Below are 22,395 nucleotides of genomic sequence, written 5' to 3' on the forward strand. Positions count from 1 at the left end.
CTACGGCGGACCGCGACGGGTTTCCGGCAGGGGGCCGGGTCAGGGCACCGCCTTGATCTTCACGACCAGGGCGCTGCCGAGCAGGGTGACCGCCGCGGTCACCGCGTACAGCGTCGGGTAGCCGCCGAGGTGCACGACGATCGGCGCGGACAGCGCCGGCCCGAGCACCTGCGGCGCGGAGTTGGCGATGTTGATCACGCCGAGATCCTTGGCCCGGTCCGTGGCGGCGGGCAGCACCTGCGTGATCAGCGCGGCGTCCACCGACAGGTAGACCCCGTACCCTGCGCCGAGCAGCAGCGCCGCGACGATCGCCATCGGCCAGGTCGGCGCCACCGCCAGCAGCACCGCCGCCACCGCCATGATCAGCCCGGAGGCGATCACGAAGACCTTGCGCCGGCCTGAGCGGTCCGACATCCGTCCGGCGACCACGGCGGTGAGCATCATGCCCACCGTGTAGAGCAGGATCAGCACCAGCAGGGAGCCCTCGGGGTCGGCCACCCGTACCCCGTCGGTGAGGAAGTAGAGCAGGTAGAGCGTGCCCAGCGCGTTGCCGGTCTGCACCAGGAACCGGGTGAACCAGGCCCAGGCGAAGTCGGGGTGGCGGCGCGGGCTGATCCACATCGAGGCGAACAGCGAGCGCAGCCGCAGCGGCGAGCGGTGCTCCCGGGGCAGCGGGTCGTCCTGGGTCAGCAGCGCGAACGGCAGCGACAGCAGCAGCACGGCGAGCGCGATCGCGGCGTACCCGGCGGCGTTGCCGGTGACCACGGCGGTCACCAGCACCGCGCCGAGCACCAGGCCCAGCGCCTGCGGGATGCCCACCCAGCCGGACACGCCGCCCCGCTGCGCCACCGGCACCCGGTCCGGGATCGCGGCGGTGAGGCTGGCGAGCATCGCGTTGAAACAGACCTGCGCGGCCACCCAGGCCACCGCCACCCCGGCGATGGTGTTCTGCCGGGCCAGCAGCACCAGGGCGAGCGCGCCGACCACCGCGCCGAGCGCGGTCCAGACGTGCCGGCGGCCGAAGTGCCGGTTGGCCAGCCGCAGCGACGTGCGGTCGGACAGCGCCCCGGCGAGCGGGTTCGCCAGCACCGCGGCGAGCGCGCCGATGCCGGTGACCACAGCCAGCATGGCCTCCTTGTCGGCCGGGGCGATCCGTTCCACCTGCTGCGGCAGCAGCACCTGGATCGGGGTGAAGAACGCCATCCAGACGCCCAGGTTGGCCGCGAAGATCAGCGCGATCCAGCCCCGCCGCACCGGGACGGTCGGCTCGGCGAGCGCCGCCGGCAGCGAGGCCGGCGTCGGGTTCACAGTGGTCATCGCCGCACCAGGTCCCGGAACCATGTGTACGACGACTTCGGCGTCCGCCGCTGCGTGTCGAAGTCGACGTGCACCAGGCCGAACCGCTTGGTGAAGCCCTCGGCCCACTCCCAGTTGTCCAGCAGCGACCAGACGAAGTACCCGGTCACCGGCACGCCCTCGGCCATCGCCTCGCGCACCGCGCGGATGTGCCCGTCCAGGTACGCGATCCGCTCCGGGTCGTGCACCCGGCCGTCGGCGTCCGGTGCGTCGTCGTACGCGCAACCGCTCTCGGTGACCTGGATCGGCGGCAGCGCGTCGCCGTACCGCTCGCGCAGGTGCAGCAGCAGCTCGCGCAGCCCGTCCGGGGCCACCGGCCAGTCGAACGCGGTGCGCGGGTAGCCCTCCAGCGGCACGATCTCGAACGGCAGCGGCGAGTCGGCCCCGGGCGCCCGGATGCCGGTCGGGTTGTAGTAGTTGACGCCGAGCACGTCGATCGGGGCGGCGATGACGTCCAGGTCGCCGTCGCGCACCACGCCCGGGTCGGGGCCGAGCGCGTCCGGGTAGCCGCGCCCGAGCAACGGATCGGTGAACAGCCGGTTGTGCAGCGCGTCGTACGCCGCGGCGGCGGCCCGGTCCGCGTCGGTGTCGCCGGCCAGGCGCGCCGGGGAGTAGTTGTTGGCGATCGCCACCGGGGACGTGCTGCGGGCGCGCAGCGCGGCGACCGCGAGACCGTGCCCGAGGAGCTGGTGGTGGGCCACCGGGAAGGCGTCGAACAGCAGCGTCCGGCCGGGGGCGTGCTCGCCCACGCCGTGGCCGAGGCTCATGTGGATGAACGGCTCGTTGAGCGTGATCCAGAGCTTCACCCGGTCGCCGAGGCGGGCGGCGCTCAGGTCGGCGTACTCGGCGAACCGGGCGGCGGTGTCCCGGTTCAGCCAGCCGCCGGCGTCCTCCAGCGCCTGCGGCAGGTCCCAGTGGAACAGCGTGGCGACCGGGTCCACGCCGGCGGCGAGCAGGCCGTCCACCAGCCGGTCGTAGAAGTCCAGCCCGGCGGCGTTGGCCGGGCCGGTGCCGGCCGGCTGGATCCGGGGCCAGGCGATCGAGAAGCGGTACGCGGACACTCCCAGCCCGCCCAGCAGCGCGGTGTCCTCGGCGTACCGGTGGTAGTGGTCGCACGCCTGGTCGCCGGTGCTGCCGTCGGCGATCCGGCCCGGGTCGTGGGCGAAGGTGTCCCAGATGGACTGGCCGCGGCCGTCGACTGTGGTCGCGCCCTCGATCTGGTACGCGGAGGTGGAGACCCCCCAGCGGAAGCCGGCGGGGAACTCGGGCATCGGCGCGGTCGTCAAGTCACCCTCCAAGAACGTGAAGCGTGCTCGCGACTCTAGGACTCCGCGGACCGCTGCGCCATAGGCCGAGATGACTGGGTAAGGCAAGGCGGTTCGGCGTGTCTTTTCCGAACCCGTCCACTTAAGTCCGATTTACACATAGAGTGCCGAATATCGCGGATGTGATTTAAGTGGGGGAAAGATACTCATGATCCTCGTGGAACGAAGCGCGCACGTGGCGGCGCCGGTGGATGTGGTCTGGGACGTCGTGCAGCGCGCCGAACAGCTGCCGGCCTGGCTGGCGGGAGTCCGCGCGGCCGAGGTCCTGTCCGGGGAGGGATTCGGGCGGCGGCAACTCGTCCAGGCTGGACGCGGCGCCGCGCACGAGGCCGAGGTGATCGCCTTCCAGGAGCCGACCCTGATCGGCTGGCGCGAACGCGCGAAGGGTGCCGGCGCCCGGGCCGAGGCGCGCACCGAGATCTACGTCCAGCTGACCCCGGACGAGGAGGGCGGCGGCACCGTCGTACGCCTGATCGTCGTGCGGTGGCCCGCCGGACCCGTCAAGGCGGCCCTGCTCCGGCTCGGCCTGCGCCGGGTCGGCGCCGACCTGGAGGACTCGCTGGCCCGGCTGACCGACCTGGCCGCCGTCGGCTGACCGAGCCCCGTCCCGGCGTCGCCCGCGATGGTGACGGCCCGGCGTTCCCGCCAGGGACGCCGGGCCGTCGTCGCATCGGGGGACGAGAAGGGCCCGGCGCGCCTGGCGCCGGGCCCTTCTCGCGGGACGGGTACTAGCTGTCGCCGCCGGTCTCGCCGACCGGTGCGGCGCTGACGTCGTCCAGCGCGTACTTGCGGGCGGCGTCGGCCGGCACGTGGGCCGGCACCACGCCGCGCAGCGCGAGCTGGCGCAGCGTCGCGACGGCGACCGACTCGGCGTCCACGTGGAAGTGGCGGCGCAGCGCGTGCCGGGTGTCCGACATGCCGAAGCCGTCCGTGCCGAGCGAGGTGTAGTCCCCGGGTACCCAGCGGGCGATCAGGTCCGGTACCGCGCGCATCCAGTCGCTGACCGCGACCTTCGGCCCGTCGGCGTCGGCCAGCTTCCGCGCGATGTACGGCACCCGCGGCTCCTCGCCCGGGTTGAGCAGGTTGTGCTCCTCGCACTCCACCGCGTCGCGGCGCAGCTCGGTCCAGGACGTCACCGACCACACGTCGGCCGAGACGCCCCAGTCCTCGGCGAGCAACTGCTGGGCCTTGAGCGCCCACTGCATGCCGGTGCCGGAGGCGAGGATGTTCGCCTTCGGCGCGTCGTCGCCGACCTGCGGCGCGGGGGAGTAGCGGTAGATGCCGTTGACGATGCCCTCGACGTCCACCCCCTCCGGCTCGGCCGGCTGGAAGATCGGCTCGTTGTAGACGGTGAGGTAGTAGAAGATGTTCTCCTGCGCCTCCCCGTACATCCGGTGCAGGCCGTTCTCCACGATGTGCGCCAGCTCGTAGGCGAACGCCGCGTCGTACGCGACCACCGCCGGGTTGGTGGCGGCGAGCAGCAGCGAGTGGCCGTCCTCGTGCTGGAGGCCCTCACCGTTGAGCGTGGTCCGGCCGGCGGTCGCGCCGAGCACGAAGCCCCGCGCCATCTGGTCCGCCGCCGCCCAGAACCCGTCGCCGGTGCGCTGGAAGCCGAACATCGAGTAGAAGATGTACAGCGGGATCATCGGCTCGCCGTGGGTGGCGTACGCCGTGCCCGCCGCCGTGAACGAGGCCACCGACCCGGCCTCGTTGATCCCCTCGTGCAGGATCTGGCCGGTGGTCGACTCCTTGTAGGACAGGAACAGCTCCCGGTCCACCGAGGTGTAGCGCTGGCCGTGCGGCGAGTAGATCTTCTGGGTCGGGAACAGCGAGTCCATACCGAAGGTACGGGCCTCGTCCGGGATGATCGGCACCCAGCGCTTGCCGAACTCCTTGTCCTTCATGATGTCCTTGAGCAGGCGGACGAAGGCCATCGTGGTGGCGACCTTCTGCTTGCCCGACCCGCGCTTGACGTCGGAGAACCGCTCGGTGCCCGGGATGGCCAGCGTCTTGCGCGCGGTGCTGCGCGTCGGCAGGTAGCCGCCGAGCTGCTGACGCCGGTCCTTCAGGTACGTGATCTCGTCCGACTTCTCACCCGGGGTGTAGTACGGCGGGAGGTACGGGTTCTCCTCCAGCTGCTTGTCCGGGATGTCCAGGTAGAGGCGGTCGCGGAAGAGCTTCAGATCCTCCAGCGTCAGCTTCTTCATCTGGTGCGTGGCGTTGCGGCCCTCGAAGTGCGAGCCGAGCGTCCAGCCCTTGATCGTCTTGGCGAGGATCACAGTGGGCTGGCCGGTGTGCTCCGTGGCCGCCTTGTAGGCCGCGTAGAGCTTGCGGTAGTCGTGGCCACCCCGCTTGAGGTTCCAGATCTCGTCGTCGGTCAGTCCCTCGACCATCTTGCGGGTCCGCGGGTCGCGGCCGAAGAAGTGCTCCCGCACGTACGCCCCGGACTCCGCCTTGTAGGTCTGGTAGTCACCGTCGGGCGTGGTGTTCATCAGGTTGACCAGCGCGCCGTCGGTGTCCGCGGCGAGCAGCGGATCCCACTCGCGGCCCCAGACCACCTTGATGACGTTCCAGCCGGCGCCCCGGAAGAACGCCTCCAGCTCCTGCATGACCTTGCCGTTGCCGCGGACCGGTCCGTCCAGGCGCTGGAGGTTGCAGTTGATCACGAAGGTGAGGTTGTCCAGCTCCTCGCGGGCGGCCACGCCGATCGCGCCGAGCGACTCGACCTCGTCCATCTCACCGTCGCCGAGGAACGCCCAGACGTGCTGCTGGGAGGTGTCCTTGATGCCCCGGTGGTGCAGGTAGCGGTTGAACCGCGCCTGGTAGATGGCGTTCAGCGGGCCGAGGCCCATGGAGACCGTGGGGAACTCCCAGAAGTCCGGCATCAGCCGCGGGTGCGGGTACGACGGCAGACCGCCGCCGGGGTGCGACAGCTCCTGCCGGAAGCCGTCGAGCTGGCTCTCGCTGAGCCGGCCCTCCAGGAACGCCCGCGCGTACATGCCGGGGGAGGCGTGACCCTGGTAGAAGATCTGGTCGCCGCCGCCCGGGTGGTTCTTGCCCCGGAAGAAGTGGTTGAAGCCCACCTCGTAGAGGGACGCCGAGCTGGCGAACGTGGAGATGTGCCCACCGACGCCGATCTCCGGGCGCTGCGCCCGGTGCACCAGCATCGCGGCGTTCCACCTGATGTACGCCCGCAGCCGCCGCTCGACGTGCTCGTCACCCGGGAACCACGGTTCGCGCTCCGGCGGGATCGTGTTGATGTAGTCGGTGGTGGTCAGGGACGGCACCCCGACCTGCCGCTCGCGGGCCCGCTCCAGCAGGCGCAGCATGACGTACCGGGCTCGCTTTGTCCCGCGCTCGTCGATGACACCGTCGAGTGACTCGACCCATTCGCTGGTCTCTTCAGGGTCGATGTCCGGAAGCTGGCTCGGCAGACCAGCGGTGATCACCGGGCGCTTGCGTTCCGTAGCCACAGGCGTTCCCTCGGTTTCGTGTGGGATAGGTCTCTAGCGCCATCCTGCCCCCTGGTGGCGCGTGTCGTCACCTCTCCCACCCTCAGACGCGACGCTGAACACAGGTACCCATCAGTAACTTTGCGCGATCACGGGATGCGCTATCGGCGGACGCGGCGGCGAACCGGGCACTGCGGCAGAATGCGCCGTATGCGCAGTGAGGTGATCACCGTCCGGACCGGCTCCCGGCCGACCGTCCGGGACATCACGAGCGAGGCCGAGCGGTTCGTGTCCGGGGCCGGCGACGGCCTGCTGCACGTCTTCGTCCCGCACGCCACCGCCGGGCTGGCGATCATCGAGACCGGCGCCGGGTCCGACGACGACCTGCTGCGGGCGCTCGACGACCTGCTCCCCACCGACGACAGGTGGCGGCACCGGCACGGCTCACCCGGGCACGGCCGCGACCACGTGCTGCCGGCGTTCGTGCCGCCGTACGCGACGCTGCCGGTGCTCGGCGGGCGGCTCCAGCTCGGCACCTGGCAGTCGATCTGCCTGGTCGACACCAACGGCGACAACCCCGACCGTCAGGTGCGCTTCTCGTTCCTGGCCGGCTGACCGGCCGGACCGGGCGCCCGCGCCCGGCCCGGCCGCGCCGTCACGGGCGGACCGTCTCCGCCTCCACCGTCTGCCGGCCCTGGTCGACGCCGGGGGCGGCGGTGCGCGCCGCGGCCGGCGGCCGGTCGTGGGTCAGGTTCAACCCGGGTACGCGGTCCTCGATCACGAACGTGGCCCGGGTGTACGCGGGCGCGTCCGGCCGGCTCACGTACGGCAGGACGTCGAAGTCCGCGGTCAGCTCGGTCGGGGTGATCGTGGTGCGCACGTACCCCCGAAGGTTGTTCTGGAAGCGCAGGTGCGGGTTGAACGCCAGCCACGGGTGCGAGCCGGTCGGCGAGTCCGCGCCGTCGCCGGTCGAGGTGATCGACGAGCAGACCAGCTCGCTGCCGACGGTGCGTGAGGTCGGGTCGGCGTAGTCCAGCTTCAGGTCGCTGGCCCAGTGCGCGTGCACGTCGCCGGTGAGCACCACCGCGTTGCGCACCCCGGCGGCCGTCCAGCCCCGGGTGATCCGGTCCCGGGAGGCGGCGTACCCGTCCCAGGCGTCCATGCTCGTCACCGTCAGCGGGCCGGAGTTGTTGTCCCGCTGGGCGAAGAAGACCTGCTGGCCGAGCAGGTCCCAGCGGGCGTCGGAGCGGCGGAAGCCGTCCAGCAGCCACGCCTCCTGCGCGGCGCCGGTGATCGAGCGGGCCGGGTCGGACGCGTCGGCGCAGCTCTTGTAGCCGTCGCCGCACGCCTGGTCGTCCCGGTACTGCCGGGTGTCGAGCATGTGGAAGGTGGCCAGCCGCCCCCAGCGCACCCGGCGGTAGAGCTGCATGTCGATGCCGCGCGGGATCGAGGTGCGGCGCAACGGCATGTTCTCGTAGTACGCCTGGAACGCCGCCGCCCGACGGGTGAGGAAGTCCGGATCGGGCGCCTCGGGCACCTCGTCGGCCCAGTTGTTCTCCACCTCGTGGTCGTCGAAGACCACCACCCAGGGCGCGACCGCGTGCGCCGCCCGGAGGTCGGCGTCGGTCTTGTACTGGGCGTGCCGTTGCCGGTAGTTCGCCAGCGTGCGGGTCTCCGGGCCCTCGTGGTCGCGCGGGTTGCCGCCGGGCACGGTGTACGTGCCCTTCGCGTACTCGTACTGGTAGTCGCCGAGGTGCAGGATCAGTTCCGGCTCGGTCTCGGCCAGCCGGCGGTACGCGGTGAAGTAGCCGTGCTCGTACTGCGAGCAGGAGGCGAAGCCCATCGCGAGGGCGGACGGCATCAGCCACGGCGCCGGTGCGGTCCGGGTGCGCCCGGCCGGGGAGATCCAGCGCTGCGCCCGGAACCGGTAGAAGTACTCGCGTCCGGGCAGCAGGCCGCCCAGCTCGACGTGCACGCTGTGCGCCGACTCCGGCCGGGCCAGGGCCACGCCGCGGCGCACCACGTGCCGGAAGCGCTCGTCGGCGGCCACCTCCCAGTTCACCGGCACGGCCCGCGACGGCATGCCGCCCAGGCCGTCCTCGGCCAGCGGCTCCGGCGCCAGCCGGGTCCAGAGCACGAAGCCCTCGTGGTCCGGGTCGCCGGAGGCCACGCCGAGCGTGAACGGGTCGCGGCGCAGTGGGCCGGGCGACGCGGCGGCCGCGACCGGCAGGCCGGCCGCCACGCCGGCGGCGCCGAGCGCCGCGCCGCTGAGCAGGATGGTACGTCGGGACAGAGCCACGGTTTTCCTCCCGGGAATCCGGTTCGTCGACTCCGGGCAGCCTCACGGACGTCGATGGCCGGAAGGTGACGCGCGGACGACCGGCCGGGAATTTTCGTCGAACAGCGCTTCATGATCGGCAATCGGTTGCAGGAGGTGCCTGACCGTTCGGCTGATCGAAGATCGACTCGCCCATACGATGATCGGATGGCGCAATCCACCGTTCCCACCGTCCACAGCCGGGCGGAGCTGGCCGGGGAGACCGTGCGCCGGATCCTGCACGTCGCCGCCGCGATGCGGCACCACCAGGACGAGGGGATCGCGGCGCTGGGCCTCACCCCGGCGGTCGCCCGGGCGCTGCACCAGCTCGACCCGGACCGTCCGCTCCCGGCCCGTGACCTCGCCGAGCAGCTCGGCTGCGACAGGTCCAACGTCACCGGCCTGGCCGACAAGCTGGAGCAGGCGGGACTGGTGGAACGGCGTACCGACCCGGCCGACCGGCGGCAGAAGGCGCTCGTGGTCACCCGGCGGGGGCGGCAGGTACGCGAACGGCTCCGCCAGGTGATGTCGGACTCCCGACTGCTCGACGGGCTGAGCACCGACGAACTGGCCACACTGCGGGACCTGGTGCTCAAGGTCTCCGACGGAGGCTGCCCGCAGGAGTGTGGGCAGGTCTGAGCCACGCCGGGCGGAACGTGTCCGAGTGGGCGAGGCGGCCCCGAGTCGGTAATGCTGTCCGCGTGACCACCCCGCACGATCTCGACGACCGGCTCCGAGCCGAACTGGCCGCGCTCGGGGCGCCCGACCAGCGGCGCGACCTGGGCGAACCGCTGCCCGACGGCGGGCCGTTGACCGGGGCGCAGACGCTGGCCCTGTTCGACGCGCAGGTGACCAGCCGGCTGCTCGACCTGGCCGGGCGGTGGCTGTCCGGCTTCGGCGAGGGGTACTTCACCGTCGAGTCGGCCGGTCACGAGGGCGACGCCGCGGTGGCCGCCGCGCTGCGGCCGACCGACCCCGCGCTGCTGCACGCCCGCTCCGGCGCCTTCTACTGCCTGCGCGCCGCCCAGGCCGCCGGCGCGTTCCCACCCGCGCCGCCGCCACCCGCCCCCGCTGCCGACACCGCCTTCACCGCTTCGCCGGACGCCGCTCCCGGTGCTACCGACCTCGGCACCTCACCCGATACCACTTCCCGGGAGAAGCGTTCCACCAATCGGGACGCGGAGAGATCTTGGAGCGAAAGTGCCCCTATGGGGGCCGTTTCCTACCAAGATCTCGACGCTGACCCGGGGGCGGGAGGGGAGGCGGGGAGCCTCCCCTCGGGCGCCGGGATCGTGGTGGACGCCGACGGTGACGCGACTGTCGTCGTACCCGATCTGCCGCAGCCCGCGCCCGACGACGCGTTCGCGGCGGCGGCGCGCGACGTGCTGCGCGGCATCGTCGCCTCCGCCGAGGAACCCGCAGCCGGCGGCCGGGCGAAGGTCTTCGGCCGCGCCGACCTGGCGGTCGTGCCGACCACCTCGGCCGCCGGTTCGCACCTGCCGCGCGCCGTCGGCCTGGGGCTCGCGCTGGAGCGGCTGCGCCGCGGCGCGCGGGCGTCCGACGGCGAGGCCGACGCGGCGCCCTGGCCCGCCGACGCCGTGGTCGTCTGCTCCTTCGACGACGCCGCGGTCGACCACGCCACGGCCACCGCCGCGCTGAACACGACCGGCTGGTACGACCACACCGGCCTGCGCATCCCGGTGCTGTTCGTCTGCGCGGACAGCGGCGCCTCCGCCGAGGGCTGGGTGGCCGCCACGCTGCGGTCCCGGCCCGGCATCCGGTACTTCGCCGCCGACGGCACTGACGTGGCCGCGACCTACCGGATCGCGGCGGAGGCGGCCGACTGGGTACGCCGGCAGCGCCGGCCCGCCGTGCTGCACCTGAGCACGGTCCGGCTGATGGAGCAGGGTGACGGCGACGCGGCCCGCGACCCGCTGCTGGCCACCGCGCGGCTGCTGGTGACCTCCGGGTACGCCGGTGGCGAGGAACTGCTGGCCCGCTACGACGAGCGGGGCTGGCAACTGCGCCGCGTCGCCGAGGAGGTGCTGGACGAGCCGAAGCTCGCCTCCCCGGTCGAGATCGTGCGGGAACTGGCGCCGCGCCGGCCGGTGCGGGTGTCCCGGGCGGTCGCCGAGGCGGCGGCACACGCGGCCGGACCGGGCGCCGGAGCACGGGCGGAGGCGTTCGGCGGCAAGCCGCCGGAGCTGACCGGCCCGCTGACGCTGGCGCAGAGCATCAACGCCGCGCTCGCCGACGGCATGCTCGACCATCCCGGTACGGCGGTGTTCGGCCACGAGGTGGCCGCCCGCGGCGGGGTGTACGGGGTGACCGAGGGGCTGCGGGACCGGTTCGGGGCGGCGCGCGTGTTCGACACGCTGCCGGACGAGACCTCGATCCTCGGGCTCGGTCTGGGCGCCGGACTGGCCGGCCTGCTGCCGGTGCCCGAGATCCGCCACCTCGCGTCGCTGCACGGGGCCGAGGACCAGCTCCGCGGCGAGGCGGCCACCATGCGGTTCCTGTCCCGGGGCGCGTTCCGCAACCCGATGGTGGTGCGGGTGCCCGGCCTGGCGAGCCCGGACGGGCTCGGCGGGCACGACCGCAACGACAACTCGCTGGGGGCGCTGCGGGACGTACCGGGGCTGGTGGTGGCCGTGCCGGCCCGGCCGGACGACGCCGCGCCGATGCTGCGTACCTGCCTGGCGGCGGCCCGGGTGGACGGCAGCGTCTGCGTCTTCGTGGAGCCGATCGCGCTCTACCACGTGCGTGACCTGTACACCGACGGTGACGACGAGTGGACCGCCGAGTACGCCGAGCCGGGCACCTGGGCGGACCGGCACGTGCCGATCGGGCGGGCCCGCGTCTACGGGATCGGCTCCGCCGAGGACCTCACCATCATCACGTTCGGTAACGGGGTGCGGATGTCGCTGCGCGCCGCCGCCACGCTGGCCGGGGAGGGCGTGGGCAGCCGGGTGGTGGACCTGCGCTGGCTGGCCCCGCTGCCGGTGGCCGACATCATCCGGGAGGCCTCGGCGACCGGCCGGGTGCTGGTGGTGGACGAGACGCGGCGAACCGGCGGGGTGGGCGAGGGCGTGCTGTCCGCACTCGTCGACACCGGATACGTGGGCGCCGCGCGCCGCGTAGCCGCACTTGACTCGTTTGTACCATTAGGTCCGGCTGCCCGTCAGGTTCTGGTCTCCGCGGAAGCCATCACCCAGGGTGCCCGTACGCTGCTGGCACGGTAAATTCCGTTCCACCCGGTGCGCCACTTGCGCGGCGAGCCGCAACTGTGTGGACTGAGCCCGACGGTGTCACCCGACGCCACGAGCAGGGATAGATGAGGAGGCACTCGACAGTGAGCGCGACCGCTGGCCAGGCCGACGGGGTACGCAGCCTGGCGGACCGGTTCGGTATCGAGCCGGGCATGGTCGTCATGGAGATGGGCTACGACGACGACGTCGACACCGATCTCCGGGACGCCCTGACCGACCGCTGTGGGGAACTCGTCGACGAGGACACCGACGAGGTGGTCGACGCGGTTCTGGTCTGGCACCGAGACGGCGACGGTGACCTGTTCGAGCTCCTCGTCGACGCCCTCGGGCCGCTCGCGGACAACGGCGTGGTCTGGCTCCTGACCCCGAAGGCCGGCCGCGACGGCCACGTCGAGCCGAGCGAGGTCGCGGAGAGCGCGCAGACCGCCGGGCTCCAGCAGACCTCCACCATCAACGCCGGCCGCGACTGGAGCGGAGCCCGCCTCGTCATGCGGCGCGGGTCCAAGAGCAAGAAGTAGGGGCGGCGCCCGACACCCGGCGACCGAGGTCGCCGGGTGTGGCAGGCTGATCATCTCCAGACCCGATCCCCGAGGGAGCACGCATGCCCATCGAGGTTGGCGCCGAGGCGCCCGACTTCCTGCTCAAGGACCAGAACAACCAGGAGGTCCGGCTCTCCGACTTCCGCGGTCGCAAGACCGTGCTGCTGGTCTTCTACCCGCTCGCCTTCACCGGCATCTGCCAGGGCGAGCTGTGCGAGGTGCGGGACAACCTCAACGAGTACGTCAACGACGACGTCCAGGTGCTGACCGTCAGCGTCGACTCCGTGTACGCCCACAAGATCTGGGCCGACCGGGAGGGCTACCAGTTCCCGCTGCTGGCCGACTTCTGGCCGCACGGCGCGGTGGCGCAGGCGTACGGCGTCTTCAACGACGTCGCGGGCATCGCCAACCGGGGCACCTTCGTCATCGACAAGGCCGGCGTGGTCCGGTTCGCCGAGATGAACATGCCCGGCGAGGCGCGCGACCAGCAGGGCTGGCGCAAGGCGCTGGCCGAGGCCGTCGCCGCCTGAGTCCCACACCCCAGGCACGTCGTTGCGCGGGGCCGGAGGCGGGCAGGTAAGCTGGCCGCTCCGGCCCGCCGTACGGGCGTTCCGGGCGCGTAGCTCAGTGGGAGAGCACTCGCCTTACAAGCGAGGGGTCGCAGGTTCGAAACCTGCCGCGCCCACCCTTCACAAGCAGCGGAAACCGCCCCGAGGCGGCGCGAGATCACGACGCTCTCGCGGTGCTCGCGCCTGTCGGGCGAGGCCGCTCTACTGCGACTCAGCCCCCGCGTCCACGGTTGCGGGGAACTGTGCGGCTGGAAGCCTCACGATGACGACGGCGCCCGATGATCGTCCGCTCCTCGAGACTTCAAGCCAAGCAGGGCGAGATCACCAGCGCGAGGCTGTGCAGCGTCTCTCGGTCAGGGTCTAAGCGCCGGTAGCAAGAATGGCGCGATGAACGCTCCGACCGACACCACCCCGGCGGCGACGGCGAGGGTGATCATGGCCCACCTCGGCGCTCTTACGACCTGACTGTCGGTGCTACCGGCGCTGGTCACGTCGCGTAGCATCGCCACGATTCGCTCGACCGTGCGCGCCTGGGTCCGCCCGTTGGTTCGGTACCTGCTGCTGCCGGCATCCAATATGGGTGAGTCGACCCGGAACTGGACGTGATCGCCGTTGGTCAGGTCGAGACGGATCTTTACGCCGCGCTGGGAGAAGTCGCCGAGCATGTGCCGGGGTATCGATATGCGGCGCAGCGCCGTCTCGATGCGGAGATATTCCGGTGTGACGACGAACCGGGCGGCCGGCCCGGCCAGGTAGCAGCCGGCAGCGCCGCTCGCGGCGAGCGCCAGTTCAAGCAGGCTGCCGGCGCGAGGCTGCTCATCCCAGTTCACCAGAGCGGCGCCGGCGAGCCCGCCAGCGATGACCGCCATATACAGGTAGGCGATGCCGCTGCGACGTCGTAGCGAGCGCCGCTGCCTCCCGACGTGGTGTGTCACCCCCAGTTCGTCGGGAACCTTCGGCAGGGCCGAGTCTGCGAACCTCAGGGCGTTGACCGAGGTGATTCGTCCAGCCACCGCTACCAGAAGCGCGACGGCACCGAATATCGCCGGGACCATGAATCTGCCGCCTCCATCGGCGACCTCGGCCGGGGCGCGGACCGCCCAGAGGACCGCCGCAACGCCCAACAGCAGCAGCCCGACGCCCGACACGATCAGTGTCAGCCCCCAAGTCCAGATGAGCGCGCCGTTGTCGTGCCACTCGACACGTGATCGCTTGCCCACGCCACACCCCCGGCCGATCCCCGCCCGGCTACGCGACGGACGGCTGATCATGTTAAGAGCGCCGGCCAAGTCATGTGAAGAGCACCGATCCAATCGGCCGCCTGCCTGATCGGCGTTCAGCGGACGCGTCGCCCAGCAACCGTTGAACCACAGCCGCGCCAGGTCCGCTGCGACAAGCTGCCTACGGTTATGACCGGCAGCTCCTGGACAGGCGGGCCAGGGCGCGGCTGCCGACAGCAACGGTGACAGCAACCGGCCAGGACGAGGACAGTCGGCAAGCGCGGGGCGCAGACCGCCGCCCGAGGTCGCAGACGTGAACGCATGTCGACCTCCCCGGGTCAGATGCCTGCCCCCAGTGTCCGCAGCCGGTCAAGGGCTCGCTTCCTCGCGATCACCGCTGTTGGCGAGACTTTCGGGAGCCGCTCAGGCTGGATGGTCGTACAGGAAAGACTGGGCAGCCGCCTTCGTGGCCGCTACGGCCTCGTTTGTCTGGTCGTACGCCGCGCCCCATCCGACGTACAGCTCCAGGAAGCGATCGGCCACGGGTCGCAGCTCCGGCAACTGGGATTCGGCCGCCTGGCAGTAGATCTCGTGGGCCAGGTCCTCGGCGTCACCCTCTCCCGCAACGATGCTCGCCGCTATCTGACGCATGAGGTGCAGCCGAGCGCCGCGCTCGTCCGGCACCGGTGAGCCGAGTTCGTCCATCGCCTGCCGGAACAGATCGACCGCCTCCCGCGACTGGCCCTTCGACAGGCCGGCGAGCTCACGCAGGCTCGGCGAGTCGACGCCCCGGGCCAGAGCGTGAGCAGCCGCCATCGGCAGGTCGTCGCCGACCGGTTCGTCCATCGTCAGCCGGACGGCGAGGTCGCGTAGTCGTTCCATGCCCGAGAGGCTAGGTGGTGCGTGAGGGCAGTGTTGTTCGTCGCCGGTCCGACGTCGAGTCGATGGCGCGGCGCTTGCTACGTCGCTGGCGTGTTGTACCGGTCCAGCGTCGCCTTGGAGGTTGACGCGTCGCGGAAGACAAGCTCCCACGGACCGGTGTTCACGTCCATGTCCTTGCCGAATCCGACCCACTTCCCGGCCATCCGTCGGCCCGTCGGCTCGGCCAGGAGCTGGATCGCCCCGTGATAGCGGGCGCCCCGGTAGTAACCGGCCGGCTCGGTCTGTTCCACCCAGGTGCCGGTGATGACGGCGCCGTCCACGGTCAGGTCCAGCGACAGAGACGAGGACGCCGATCCGGGCAAGCTGCGCGCGGTCAGCCTGTCGCCGTGCTGCAACAGGACGACGAAGTGCTGCCCGGCGAAGGACTCCTCCCGGCCGCTGGAGTAGTACTGGTAGCGGCTGAGCCACACGCCCTCGTACGACCTGTGGGCCGTGGCCGGCTTGGAGGACGGCGTCGGCGTGGCCAGGCTCGATACGGGTGAGCTCAGGTCGTGGCCACCGTGTTGGTCGTCGGCGACGTGCCCGCCGGGCACGGCGGCGAAGCCGAGCAGTGAGATGGGCAGACCGGTGACGACCTCCAGGGCGCGGGCGTAGACGGGGCGCGGTGCGGCGATCGCACCGGACTCCCACCGCTGGACGAGTCGCTTGTTGGCGTCGTTGGGCTCGCCAACGCGGTGGCCGGCGGCTTGGAGCGCGCGGGCGAAGTCGTCCTGGCTCATGCGCATTCCGGTACGGACGCCGCGCAGCACCGTGTTGGGGGCGGCCATGAACGACACGATAGCCCTGTGTCGCCGTAATGTCGCCGCCGATCTGGCCGAGTCGGGCCGGTGGTGGTCATCGACGGGCGACGTTTCGGGGTACGGTCGACAGAATGGCGGCCGGGTGAGTTCGCCTGGCCTCTTGAGCTTGGAGCTGGGCTGTGGCTTCATCCGTCGATCCGCGATTCGGTGCAGCTCTGCGCGAGTTTCGGGAGCGGCGTGGTCTGTCGCTTCGGTCCCTCGGGCAGCTCGCCCATCGGAGCAAGAGCCACCTGCACGAGATGGAAGCAGGGCTCAAGGCTCCGACTGTCGACACGGCGCGCCACTTGGATCGGATTCTCGACGCCGGAGGTGTGCTAGCTCGTCTGGTCGATGCGCCGATCGACCATGCGGCCGAGGCGGGCGAGTTGCGGGCGAGGGTAGCCGCCAGTGATGTCAGCGGTGAGGTGCTCGAACGGATCGAGCAGGGCGTCGACGACCTCGCCAGTGCCTATCCGACCATGACACCGGCGGATCTGTTGCCGCTGGTCCGACGGCATCTGGCCTATGTGGTGCGGCTGCTGGACGGTCGGGTCACGCTTGCTCAGCAGCGCCGGCTGTTGGTCGCCGGTGGCTGGTTGGCGGTGCTGCGGGCGACTGTTCACATCGACCTGCGGCAGCGCAGTGCGGCGGCTGCTCATCTGCGCGCTGCTCGTGAGCTCGCCGAGCACGCCGAGCATGCGGAGATCCAGGCGTGGTGTCTGGAGACCCGGGCCTGGGACGTGTTGACGCAAGGTGACTACCGCACGGCACTCGATCTCTCTCACCAAGCGCAGCGGGTCGCGCCGAAAGGCAGCTCGGCCAGGATTCAGGCGACCGCTCAGGAAGCTCGCGCGTGGGCGCGCCTCGGTGATGTGGCCGCCACCCGGCGGGCGCTGGAGCGGGTGGAGCGGTTGACGGCGAATCTGCCCCTACCGGAACGGGCCGAGCATCACTACCGCTACGACCCCGCGAAGGCCGCCGCCTATATGGCCACGACGTTGGCATGGGCCGGTGACCCGGGTGCTGAGCAGGTGGCGCGGGCGGTACTGGCCGATCTGGATCCACACGGTGACGGGGGAGCGCGCCCTCGCCGTTCCGCGTCGGCGCGTCTCGACCTCGGACTTGCCCTGGTCGCCGCCGGTGAGCCGGATGAGGCGGTTGCGCTCGGGGCCCAGGCGGTGGCGTCCGGGCGGGTGGTGCCGTCGAACTGGTGGCGAGCCGCGGAACTGCTCGCGAAGGTGGAGCAGTCGGGCGTGCCGGAGGCCGCGATGTTGCGTGACCTGTGCGTCGAATACGCACCGGGCCGCCGATCGACAGCGGACAGCACACCTGGTTAGCGGACGGTCACCTCCTGGATCGTGGACGCGCGCGGCGTGACGCTGGATCTCCACCGGGCGCGGATCGAGGCACATCAGCAGATGTCCTCCGTGCCCCACCACGGAGGGCCGGACGGATGACGGTGACCATTGCGTTCCTGCGGCGGCTCGTCGGTCGGTACCTTGCGTCGTCGGCGGTGTCCGGCTTCGGCGAGCGCCTCCAGGCGCTGGAGCAGGAGATCGCCCGGCGGCGCTTACTGGACCAGGCGCGAGGCGCGCACGGGTTCCCGGCAGGCGACGCCTCGCGCGAGCGCGAGCGCCGCGTCTCGTACGACGCGTACCTGTCCGCTGCCGCGCTGACGTTGGCCCGGCGGCGGCGGGCCGGAGGAGACGATCCTCGCGGTACACGTCCGAGGACTCGACGGCATGTGTGCCGGCTGCCGAGTGTGGTGGGCGCGGCTCACGCCGTACCCCTGCTGGCAGGTGGAATGGGCGACCAGCCGGCAGGCGCGGGCGGTCACCGCGCGGTTCCTGGAGGGTGCGCGGTGACCACCCACGGCCCGGTCATGCCGGTCTGGAGCTGCGGTGGCTGCGACCTGCCCTGGCCGTGTCCCACGCGGAGACGGGAGCTGCGCGCGGAGTACGCCGGTGCGCCCGTGTCGCTGGCCCTCTACCTCGGCGCCTACCTCGTGCAGGCCTCCGAGGACATGCCGTGGGCGCCTGCCGGCGCGCTGCACCGCCGCTTCGTCGGGTGGACCCGGGAGGCCGGTCCGCGGGGGCGGTGACTGCTCAGCCGCGCCGCTCCCGCAGCCGCCGCCGGAACCGCATCCACTCGGCCGGTACGACGAGGCAGCCCACCACCGCCGGCGGCACGGTCACCAGGAAGTCCGGCCACCGCCAGATCGGCGCGTCGGCTTCCCGCAGGTGGGTGGGGTGCCGGGGGTCGTAGCGGACCGCTATCACGTCGCCCGCGGCCGGCCGGTGCGCCGGGTTCTCCAGGATCGCCGTCGTGCCCACCGGTCCCGACACGTAGACGACGTTCAGGGACTTGCCGCGCCCCTCGTAGTTGGCGCGCACCACCTGCGCCTCGGCGATCCGGCCCCTGGTCTCCAGCATGCGGTTCTCCCACACCTGCCAGCCGGCGAAGGTCAGGAACAGCCCGGTGAACAGGGACGTGACGAGCAGCCAGAGGCCGGCTGTCAGCACGGTCGCCCCGTCGCCCCGCAGCAGGCCGAGGACGGCCTCCTCGTAGCGCGAGGGGCGGCCGACGTGCCCGGCGTCCGCTCCGTCGACAGCCATCCCGCCGCTCCTTCGCCGACTGTCCCGGGATCCCACAGTAGCCAGCCGGTCCAGCCGGGCACCCGGCCGGCGCGCTCCGGCAGTGGCGCGGGCAGCGCCGGCCCGGTGAGGACGTGGTGACGAGAAGTCGATATGCCTGAGAGGCATATTTATGACTCTCAGGCATACCGCTCGAAGTATCACTCTTCCGGAGGGGCATGACCCTCCGTGACCGGACGACCCGGCGTCGCCGGGGGCGCGAACGCCGTCACCCGCCGGTCCGGGGCCGGGGCGGTGAGCGGCAGTGCCGGCCAGGCCGCCAGGTCGTGGAGCATCTGCCGGTCGTGGGTGGCGACGACCACCGCGGCCCTGGTCGTCAGCAGGGCCGCGGTGAGGTCGTCGACCAGTGGCGCGGACAGATGGTTCGTGGGTTCGTCGAGGATCAGCAGGTCGGGACGTTCGGCCAGGCGCAGCGCCAGGTTCAGCCGCCGTTGCTGTCCCAGCGACATCCGGCCGACCGGGGTACGCCGGGCGTCGGCGTCGAGCAGGTTCGTCGCGCCCAGGGGCAGGGGCGTGCCGGAGCCGAGGCGCCCGGTGGAGCGCAGCCGGCCCACGTGCTGCTCGTACAGGTCGTGGGCGAGCATCCCGGACGGCCAGTCGGGCACCTCCTGACCGAGGTACGCCACGCGCGCGCCGGACGGGTGACGGACCTCGCCGGTCGACGGCGCGAGGTCGCCGGCCAGCACGGAGAGCAACGTCGACTTGCCCGCGCCGTTGGGCCCGGTCACCAGCAGGCGGTCCCCGCCGTCGAGCGTGAGCGTGACAGGGGTACGCAGGCGCCCGGTCACCGTCACGTCGTGGCACCGCAGGATCGGCAGTCCGGCCCGGGTGTCCAGCGGCGGCCAGCGCAGCGGCTGCGGTGGCTCCGGGACGGTGATCCGGTGCGCGTCGAGCGCCTCCTGCCGGCGTCGCAGCGCCTGGACCAGCCCCGGGGCGCGGGACTGGCGCTGGTGCTTGCCGTGGCCCTTCTCCGGACGCCAGCCGGTGCTGAGCCGGCCCTGCGCCTCCCGTACCGCGTCGGCAAGGCGCTGCTGCTCGGCCTGCTGCGCCTCGTGGTCGCGTACCCAGTGCGCGAAGTCCCGGCTGCGCCCGTCCTGCCAGGCGGTGTAGTCCCCGGCGTAGCGGCGCGGGCGGCCGTCGGCGCTGGGGTCGAGGTCGAGGAACTCCGTGGCCACGTCCCGCAGCAGCGCGCGGTCGTGGGTCACCAGCACCACGCCGCCCGGATGCTCGCGCAGCCGCGCGGTGAGGAAGGCCAGGCTGTCCGCGTCGAGGTGGTTCGTGGGCTCGTCCAGCATCAGCAGGTCGACCCGGGCCCCGAGCAGGCACGCCAGCCGCACCCGGTAGCGCTGGCCGACCGACAGCGTCGCCAGCGGGCGGTCCCGGTCCGGGCAGGCGTCGAGACCGGCCAGTGCCACGTCGACGCGACGCTGCGCGTCCCAGGCGTCGAGCCGGGTCGCCGCGTCGAGTGCTGTGGCGTACGCGTCGTCCGCGCCCGCCCGGCCCTCGGCCAGCGCGTCGGCGGCGGCGTCCAGCGCCCGCAGCGCGCGTTCGGACTCCCGGATCGCCCCGTGGACGAGCGTGCCCACCGTCTCGCCGTTGCGCGCCTCCAGGTGCTGCCGGGCGACGCCGATCGTGCCCAGCCGTTCCACGGTGCCCTGGTCGGGCGCGATGATGCCGGCCAACACGTGGAGCAGGGTGGTCTTGCCGCGGCCGTTCTCGCCGACGACCGCCAGGCGGGATCCGGCGGAGACGGTCACGCCGACGTCGGACAGCACGACCCGGCCGCCGCGTACGACGCCGACGCCGTCGGCCCGGACGTGCGCCCGGTGCCCGGCGGGCAGCAGGCCGCCCGAGGTGAATGGGGATGAAGGGATGTTGTCGAGGTTGTTCACAGTCCGCTCTTCGGCTCGTCGTGGAGCCGGGCAGCGCGAGGACACCGCCCGGCGGGAACGCCGGGACGGCGGAGCAGAGCTGGTACGTCAGAAGAAGCCGGTCACCCTGCCGCCGTCAGCGGAGGGACCAGGGCTTCATGACGGCGGCGTGGAACCTCATGCGGCCAACCCTACCCGGAGCCGGACGGGAGATCACCGGAGTTACCGGCGGAGGCGGGCGTGGGCCTCGGCGTCGAGCAGGTCGTTGACCGCCAGCGCCGAGTTGATCAGGGCGAGGTGGCTGAACGCCTGCGGGTAGTTGCCGATCTGCTCACCGGTGGAGGCGATCTCCTCGGCGTAGAGGCCAAGGTGGTTGCTGAAGGTGAACATCTTTTCCAGGGTGAGCCGGGCGTCGTCCAGCCGGCCGGAGCGGGCCAGCGCCTCCACGTACCAGAACGTGCACATGTTGAACGTGCCCTCGTGGCCGGGCAGCCCGTCGGGGGAGTGCAGCGGATCGTACCGGTGGACCAGGCTGTCCGAGACCAGGTCGCGCTCGATCGACTCCAGCGTGGACAGCCAGAGCGGGTCGCTGGGCGTGACGAACCCGACCGCCGGCATGTAGAGCAGGGCGGCGTCGAGCACGTTCTCGTCGTACGCCTGCACGAAGCTGCCGCGTTCCCGGTGGAAACCGCGGGCCATGACCTGGTTGTAGATCCGGTTGCGTTGCTCGGTCCAGCAGCTCATGTCCCCGGGTCGGCCGGTGCGGGTGGCCAGCCGGATGGCCCGGTCCAGCGCCACCCAGGACATCACCCGGCCGAACGTGTAGTTGCGGGGGTGGTGCCGGCTCTCCCAGATCCCGGCGTCGCGCTTGTCCCAGTTGTGGCAGAGCCAGTCGACCAGGCGCACGGTGCTCTTCCACACCTGGTGCGACACGCGGATGCCCTGCTCGTCGGCGAGGTGCATGGCGTACAGCGCCTCGCCGTGGATGTCGAGCTGGAGCTGGTCGGCGGCACCGTTGCCGATTCGTACCGGGCGGGAGCCCCGATATCCCTCCAGGTGGTCGAGCACCTCCTCGTGCAGGTCGGAGGAGCCGTCCACCCGGTACATGATCTTCAGCGGGTCCTGGTGGTCGCCGGCTTCGCGGATGCGCTCGTCCAGCCAGTCCATGTACCGGCTGACCTCCTCGGTGAACCCGAGGCCGAGCAGGGCGTGCACCGAGAACGAGGTGTCGCGTACCCAGGTGTAGCGGTAGTCCCAGTTGCGGGAGCCGCCGACCAGCTCGGGCAGCGCGGCGGTCGGGGCGGCGATCATCGCGCCGGTCGGCGCGTACGTCATGAGTTTGAGCGTGATGGCGGAGCGCTCGACCATCTCCCGCCAGCGGCCGGTGTAGCGGGAGCGTTCGACCCAGCGCCGCCAGTAGTCCCGGGTCCACTCGAACATGCCCTGGACCTCTTCCGGCGGGATGATCCGGGGTTCCTCACTGCCGGTCTCCAGGATCACCCCGCCGGTGTCGCCCTCGTTGAGCGTGCCGTACGCGATGAGGTCGCCGCCCTCCATGCGGATCTCGCCGGTCTGGGCCCAGAGCTGCCGCACCGGGTCGATCGGGTTGAAGGTGAGCGTCCCCGACGGGCTGCGGAACAGGTAGCCGTTGCGGTGCCGCTCCAGCTCGTGGTTCTGCCGGGCGTAGTCGAACCGGGGCCGGCACTCCACCCGGAAGCGCATGCTGCCGCGCACCATGTTGACCATGCGCACGATGCGGTGCGAGTCGGTGACCCGCTCGCCGGTGACCGGCATGAAGTCCATCACCTCGGCGACGCCGTCCGCGCTGATGAACCGCGTGATCAGGATCGGTGTGCCGGGCAGGTAGAGCTGCTTGGTGACGTACCGGACCTCGTGCGGGGCGATCTGGAAGAAGCCGCCCTTGTCCTTGTCCAGCAGCGCGGCGAAGATGCTCGGCGAGTCGAAGCGCGGCGCGCAGAACCAGTCCATCGTCCCGTCACAGGTCACCAGCGCCGCGGTCTGAAGGTCGCCGATGAGCCCGTGATCCTCGATCGCCGGATAGCCCTTCACGTCGCCCCCCCGGTGTCAGCCGCCTCTGCGCT

Annotated in this window: 18 protein-coding genes and 1 tRNA gene; 9 read left to right on the forward strand and 10 right to left on the reverse strand. The window is 71.8% G+C overall.

Annotated features, from left to right (window positions below; genetic code table 11):
• Positions 1-39: 39 nt before the first annotated feature.
• Positions 40-1,317, reverse strand: coding sequence for an MFS transporter (locus V6U82_RS14585; protein WP_334461492.1), 1,278 nt, complete (start codon positions 1,315-1,317; stop codon positions 40-42).
• Positions 1,314-2,627, reverse strand: coding sequence for a GH1 family beta-glucosidase (locus V6U82_RS14590; RefSeq protein ID WP_334461823.1), 1,314 nt, complete (start codon positions 2,625-2,627; stop codon positions 1,314-1,316). Before V6U82_RS14590 ends, V6U82_RS14585 begins: the two co-directional genes overlap by 4 nt.
• A gap of 202 nt (positions 2,628-2,829) precedes the next feature.
• On the opposite strand from V6U82_RS14590, the gene V6U82_RS14595 reads away from it, so the two are divergent.
• A complete protein-coding gene (locus tag V6U82_RS14595; protein WP_013287829.1) occupies positions 2,830-3,276 on the forward strand; it encodes an SRPBCC family protein in 447 nt (148 codons plus the stop codon).
• A 133-nt stretch (positions 3,277-3,409) separates the two neighbouring features.
• On the opposite strand, the gene aceE is transcribed toward V6U82_RS14595, so the two are convergent.
• Complete coding sequence (gene aceE / locus V6U82_RS14600; RefSeq protein ID WP_128137292.1) at positions 3,410-6,154, reverse strand: pyruvate dehydrogenase (acetyl-transferring), homodimeric type; 2,745 nt, start codon at positions 6,152-6,154, stop codon at positions 3,410-3,412.
• A gap of 189 nt (positions 6,155-6,343) precedes the next feature.
• On the opposite strand from aceE, the gene V6U82_RS14605 reads away from it, so the two are divergent.
• Complete coding sequence (locus V6U82_RS14605) at positions 6,344-6,748, forward strand: secondary thiamine-phosphate synthase enzyme YjbQ (RefSeq protein ID WP_030271630.1); 405 nt, start codon at positions 6,344-6,346, stop codon at positions 6,746-6,748.
• A 40-nt stretch (positions 6,749-6,788) separates the two neighbouring features.
• Here V6U82_RS14605 and V6U82_RS14610 read toward each other — a convergent pair whose 3' ends face one another.
• Entirely contained in the window at positions 6,789-8,432 is a 1,644-nt protein-coding gene (locus V6U82_RS14610; RefSeq protein WP_334461497.1) for an alkaline phosphatase D family protein, read from the reverse strand.
• A 186-nt stretch (positions 8,433-8,618) separates the two neighbouring features.
• Here V6U82_RS14610 and V6U82_RS14615 point away from each other — a divergent pair, with 186 nt between their 5' ends.
• The 5 genes from V6U82_RS14615 (at position 8,619) to V6U82_RS14635 (ending at position 12,943) form a co-directional block, all read left to right on the forward strand.
• Positions 8,619-9,089, forward strand: coding sequence for a MarR family winged helix-turn-helix transcriptional regulator (locus V6U82_RS14615; protein ID WP_128139335.1), 471 nt, complete (start codon positions 8,619-8,621; stop codon positions 9,087-9,089).
• Positions 9,090-9,277: 188 nt separating this feature from the next.
• Complete coding sequence (locus V6U82_RS14620) at positions 9,278-11,692, forward strand: transketolase C-terminal domain-containing protein (RefSeq protein WP_442933441.1); 2,415 nt, start codon at positions 9,278-9,280, stop codon at positions 11,690-11,692.
• A 110-nt stretch (positions 11,693-11,802) separates the two neighbouring features.
• Entirely contained in the window at positions 11,803-12,237 is a 435-nt protein-coding gene (locus tag V6U82_RS14625; protein WP_013287823.1) for a DUF3052 domain-containing protein, read from the forward strand.
• Positions 12,238-12,320: 83 nt separating this feature from the next.
• The gene (locus tag V6U82_RS14630) at positions 12,321-12,788 is read left to right on the forward strand and encodes a peroxiredoxin (protein WP_128138072.1); all 468 of its coding nucleotides are present in this window, start codon (positions 12,321-12,323) and stop codon (positions 12,786-12,788) included.
• An 83-nt stretch (positions 12,789-12,871) separates the two neighbouring features.
• Positions 12,872-12,943: transfer RNA gene (locus tag V6U82_RS14635), tRNA-Val, on the forward strand.
• 237 nt (positions 12,944-13,180) lie between these two features.
• Here the strand turns inward: V6U82_RS14635 and V6U82_RS14640 are convergent.
• From V6U82_RS14640 to V6U82_RS14650, 3 genes are all read right to left on the reverse strand, one after another.
• Positions 13,181-14,047, reverse strand: coding sequence for a hypothetical protein (locus V6U82_RS14640; RefSeq protein WP_128138071.1), 867 nt, complete (start codon positions 14,045-14,047; stop codon positions 13,181-13,183).
• Between the two features lie 423 nt (positions 14,048-14,470).
• Positions 14,471-14,929 carry a hypothetical protein gene (locus V6U82_RS14645; protein WP_334461505.1) on the reverse strand — a complete coding sequence of 153 codons (459 nt, stop codon included), beginning with the start codon at positions 14,927-14,929 and terminating at the stop codon, positions 14,471-14,473.
• Between the two features lie 77 nt (positions 14,930-15,006).
• Entirely contained in the window at positions 15,007-15,756 is a 750-nt protein-coding gene (locus V6U82_RS14650) for an XRE family transcriptional regulator (RefSeq protein ID WP_334461507.1), read from the reverse strand.
• Between the two features lie 152 nt (positions 15,757-15,908).
• Between V6U82_RS14650 and V6U82_RS14655 the strand changes: the two genes are divergently transcribed.
• Positions 15,909-17,105, forward strand: a complete 1,197-nt coding sequence (locus V6U82_RS14655) for a helix-turn-helix domain-containing protein (RefSeq protein WP_334461509.1) — start codon at positions 15,909-15,911, stop codon at positions 17,103-17,105.
• A 524-nt stretch (positions 17,106-17,629) separates the two neighbouring features.
• Entirely contained in the window at positions 17,630-17,869 is a 240-nt protein-coding gene (locus tag V6U82_RS14660; protein ID WP_374226025.1) for a hypothetical protein, read from the forward strand.
• 4 nt (positions 17,870-17,873) lie between these two features.
• On the opposite strand, the gene V6U82_RS14665 is transcribed toward V6U82_RS14660, so the two are convergent.
• The 3 genes from V6U82_RS14665 to V6U82_RS14675 form a co-directional block, all read right to left on the reverse strand.
• Positions 17,874-18,383 (reverse strand): DUF3592 domain-containing protein, encoded by a 510-nt coding sequence (locus V6U82_RS14665; RefSeq protein ID WP_334461511.1) that lies wholly within the window; start codon positions 18,381-18,383, stop codon positions 17,874-17,876.
• 179 nt (positions 18,384-18,562) lie between these two features.
• Positions 18,563-20,314, reverse strand: coding sequence for an ABC-F family ATP-binding cassette domain-containing protein (locus V6U82_RS14670; protein WP_334461512.1), 1,752 nt, complete (start codon positions 20,312-20,314; stop codon positions 18,563-18,565).
• Positions 20,315-20,515: 201 nt separating this feature from the next.
• Complete coding sequence (locus V6U82_RS14675) at positions 20,516-22,363, reverse strand: glycoside hydrolase family 15 protein (RefSeq protein WP_334461514.1); 1,848 nt, start codon at positions 22,361-22,363, stop codon at positions 20,516-20,518.
• Positions 22,364-22,395 lie beyond the last annotated feature (32 nt).

The sequence above is a fragment of the Micromonospora sp. CPCC 205554 genome (genome assembly GCF_036902745.1).
Taxonomy (GTDB): Bacteria; Actinomycetota; Actinomycetes; order Mycobacteriales; family Micromonosporaceae; genus Micromonospora; species Micromonospora tulbaghiae.

Excerpts from the sequence above, each read along its gene's own strand:
- V6U82_RS14650 (WP_334461507.1), bottom strand. The coding sequence starts at position 15,756 with ATGGCCGCCCCCAACACGGTGCTGCGCGGCGTCCGTACCGGAATGCGC.
- V6U82_RS14585 (WP_334461492.1), bottom strand. The coding sequence starts at position 1,317 with ATGACCACTGTGAACCCGACGCCGGCCTCGCTGCCGGCGGCGCTCGCC.
- V6U82_RS14615 (WP_128139335.1), top strand. The coding sequence starts at position 8,619 with ATGGCGCAATCCACCGTTCCCACCGTCCACAGCCGGGCGGAGCTGGCC.
- V6U82_RS14605 (WP_030271630.1), top strand. The coding sequence starts at position 6,344 with ATGCGCAGTGAGGTGATCACCGTCCGGACCGGCTCCCGGCCGACCGTC.
- V6U82_RS14590 (WP_334461823.1), bottom strand. The coding sequence starts at position 2,627 with ATGCCCGAGTTCCCCGCCGGCTTCCGCTGGGGGGTCTCCACCTCCGCG.
- V6U82_RS14645 (WP_334461505.1), bottom strand. The coding sequence starts at position 14,929 with ATGGAACGACTACGCGACCTCGCCGTCCGGCTGACGATGGACGAACCG.
- V6U82_RS14595 (WP_013287829.1), top strand. The coding sequence starts at position 2,830 with ATGATCCTCGTGGAACGAAGCGCGCACGTGGCGGCGCCGGTGGATGTG.
- V6U82_RS14630 (WP_128138072.1), top strand. The coding sequence starts at position 12,321 with ATGCCCATCGAGGTTGGCGCCGAGGCGCCCGACTTCCTGCTCAAGGAC.
- V6U82_RS14665 (WP_334461511.1), bottom strand. The coding sequence starts at position 18,383 with ATGGCTGTCGACGGAGCGGACGCCGGGCACGTCGGCCGCCCCTCGCGC.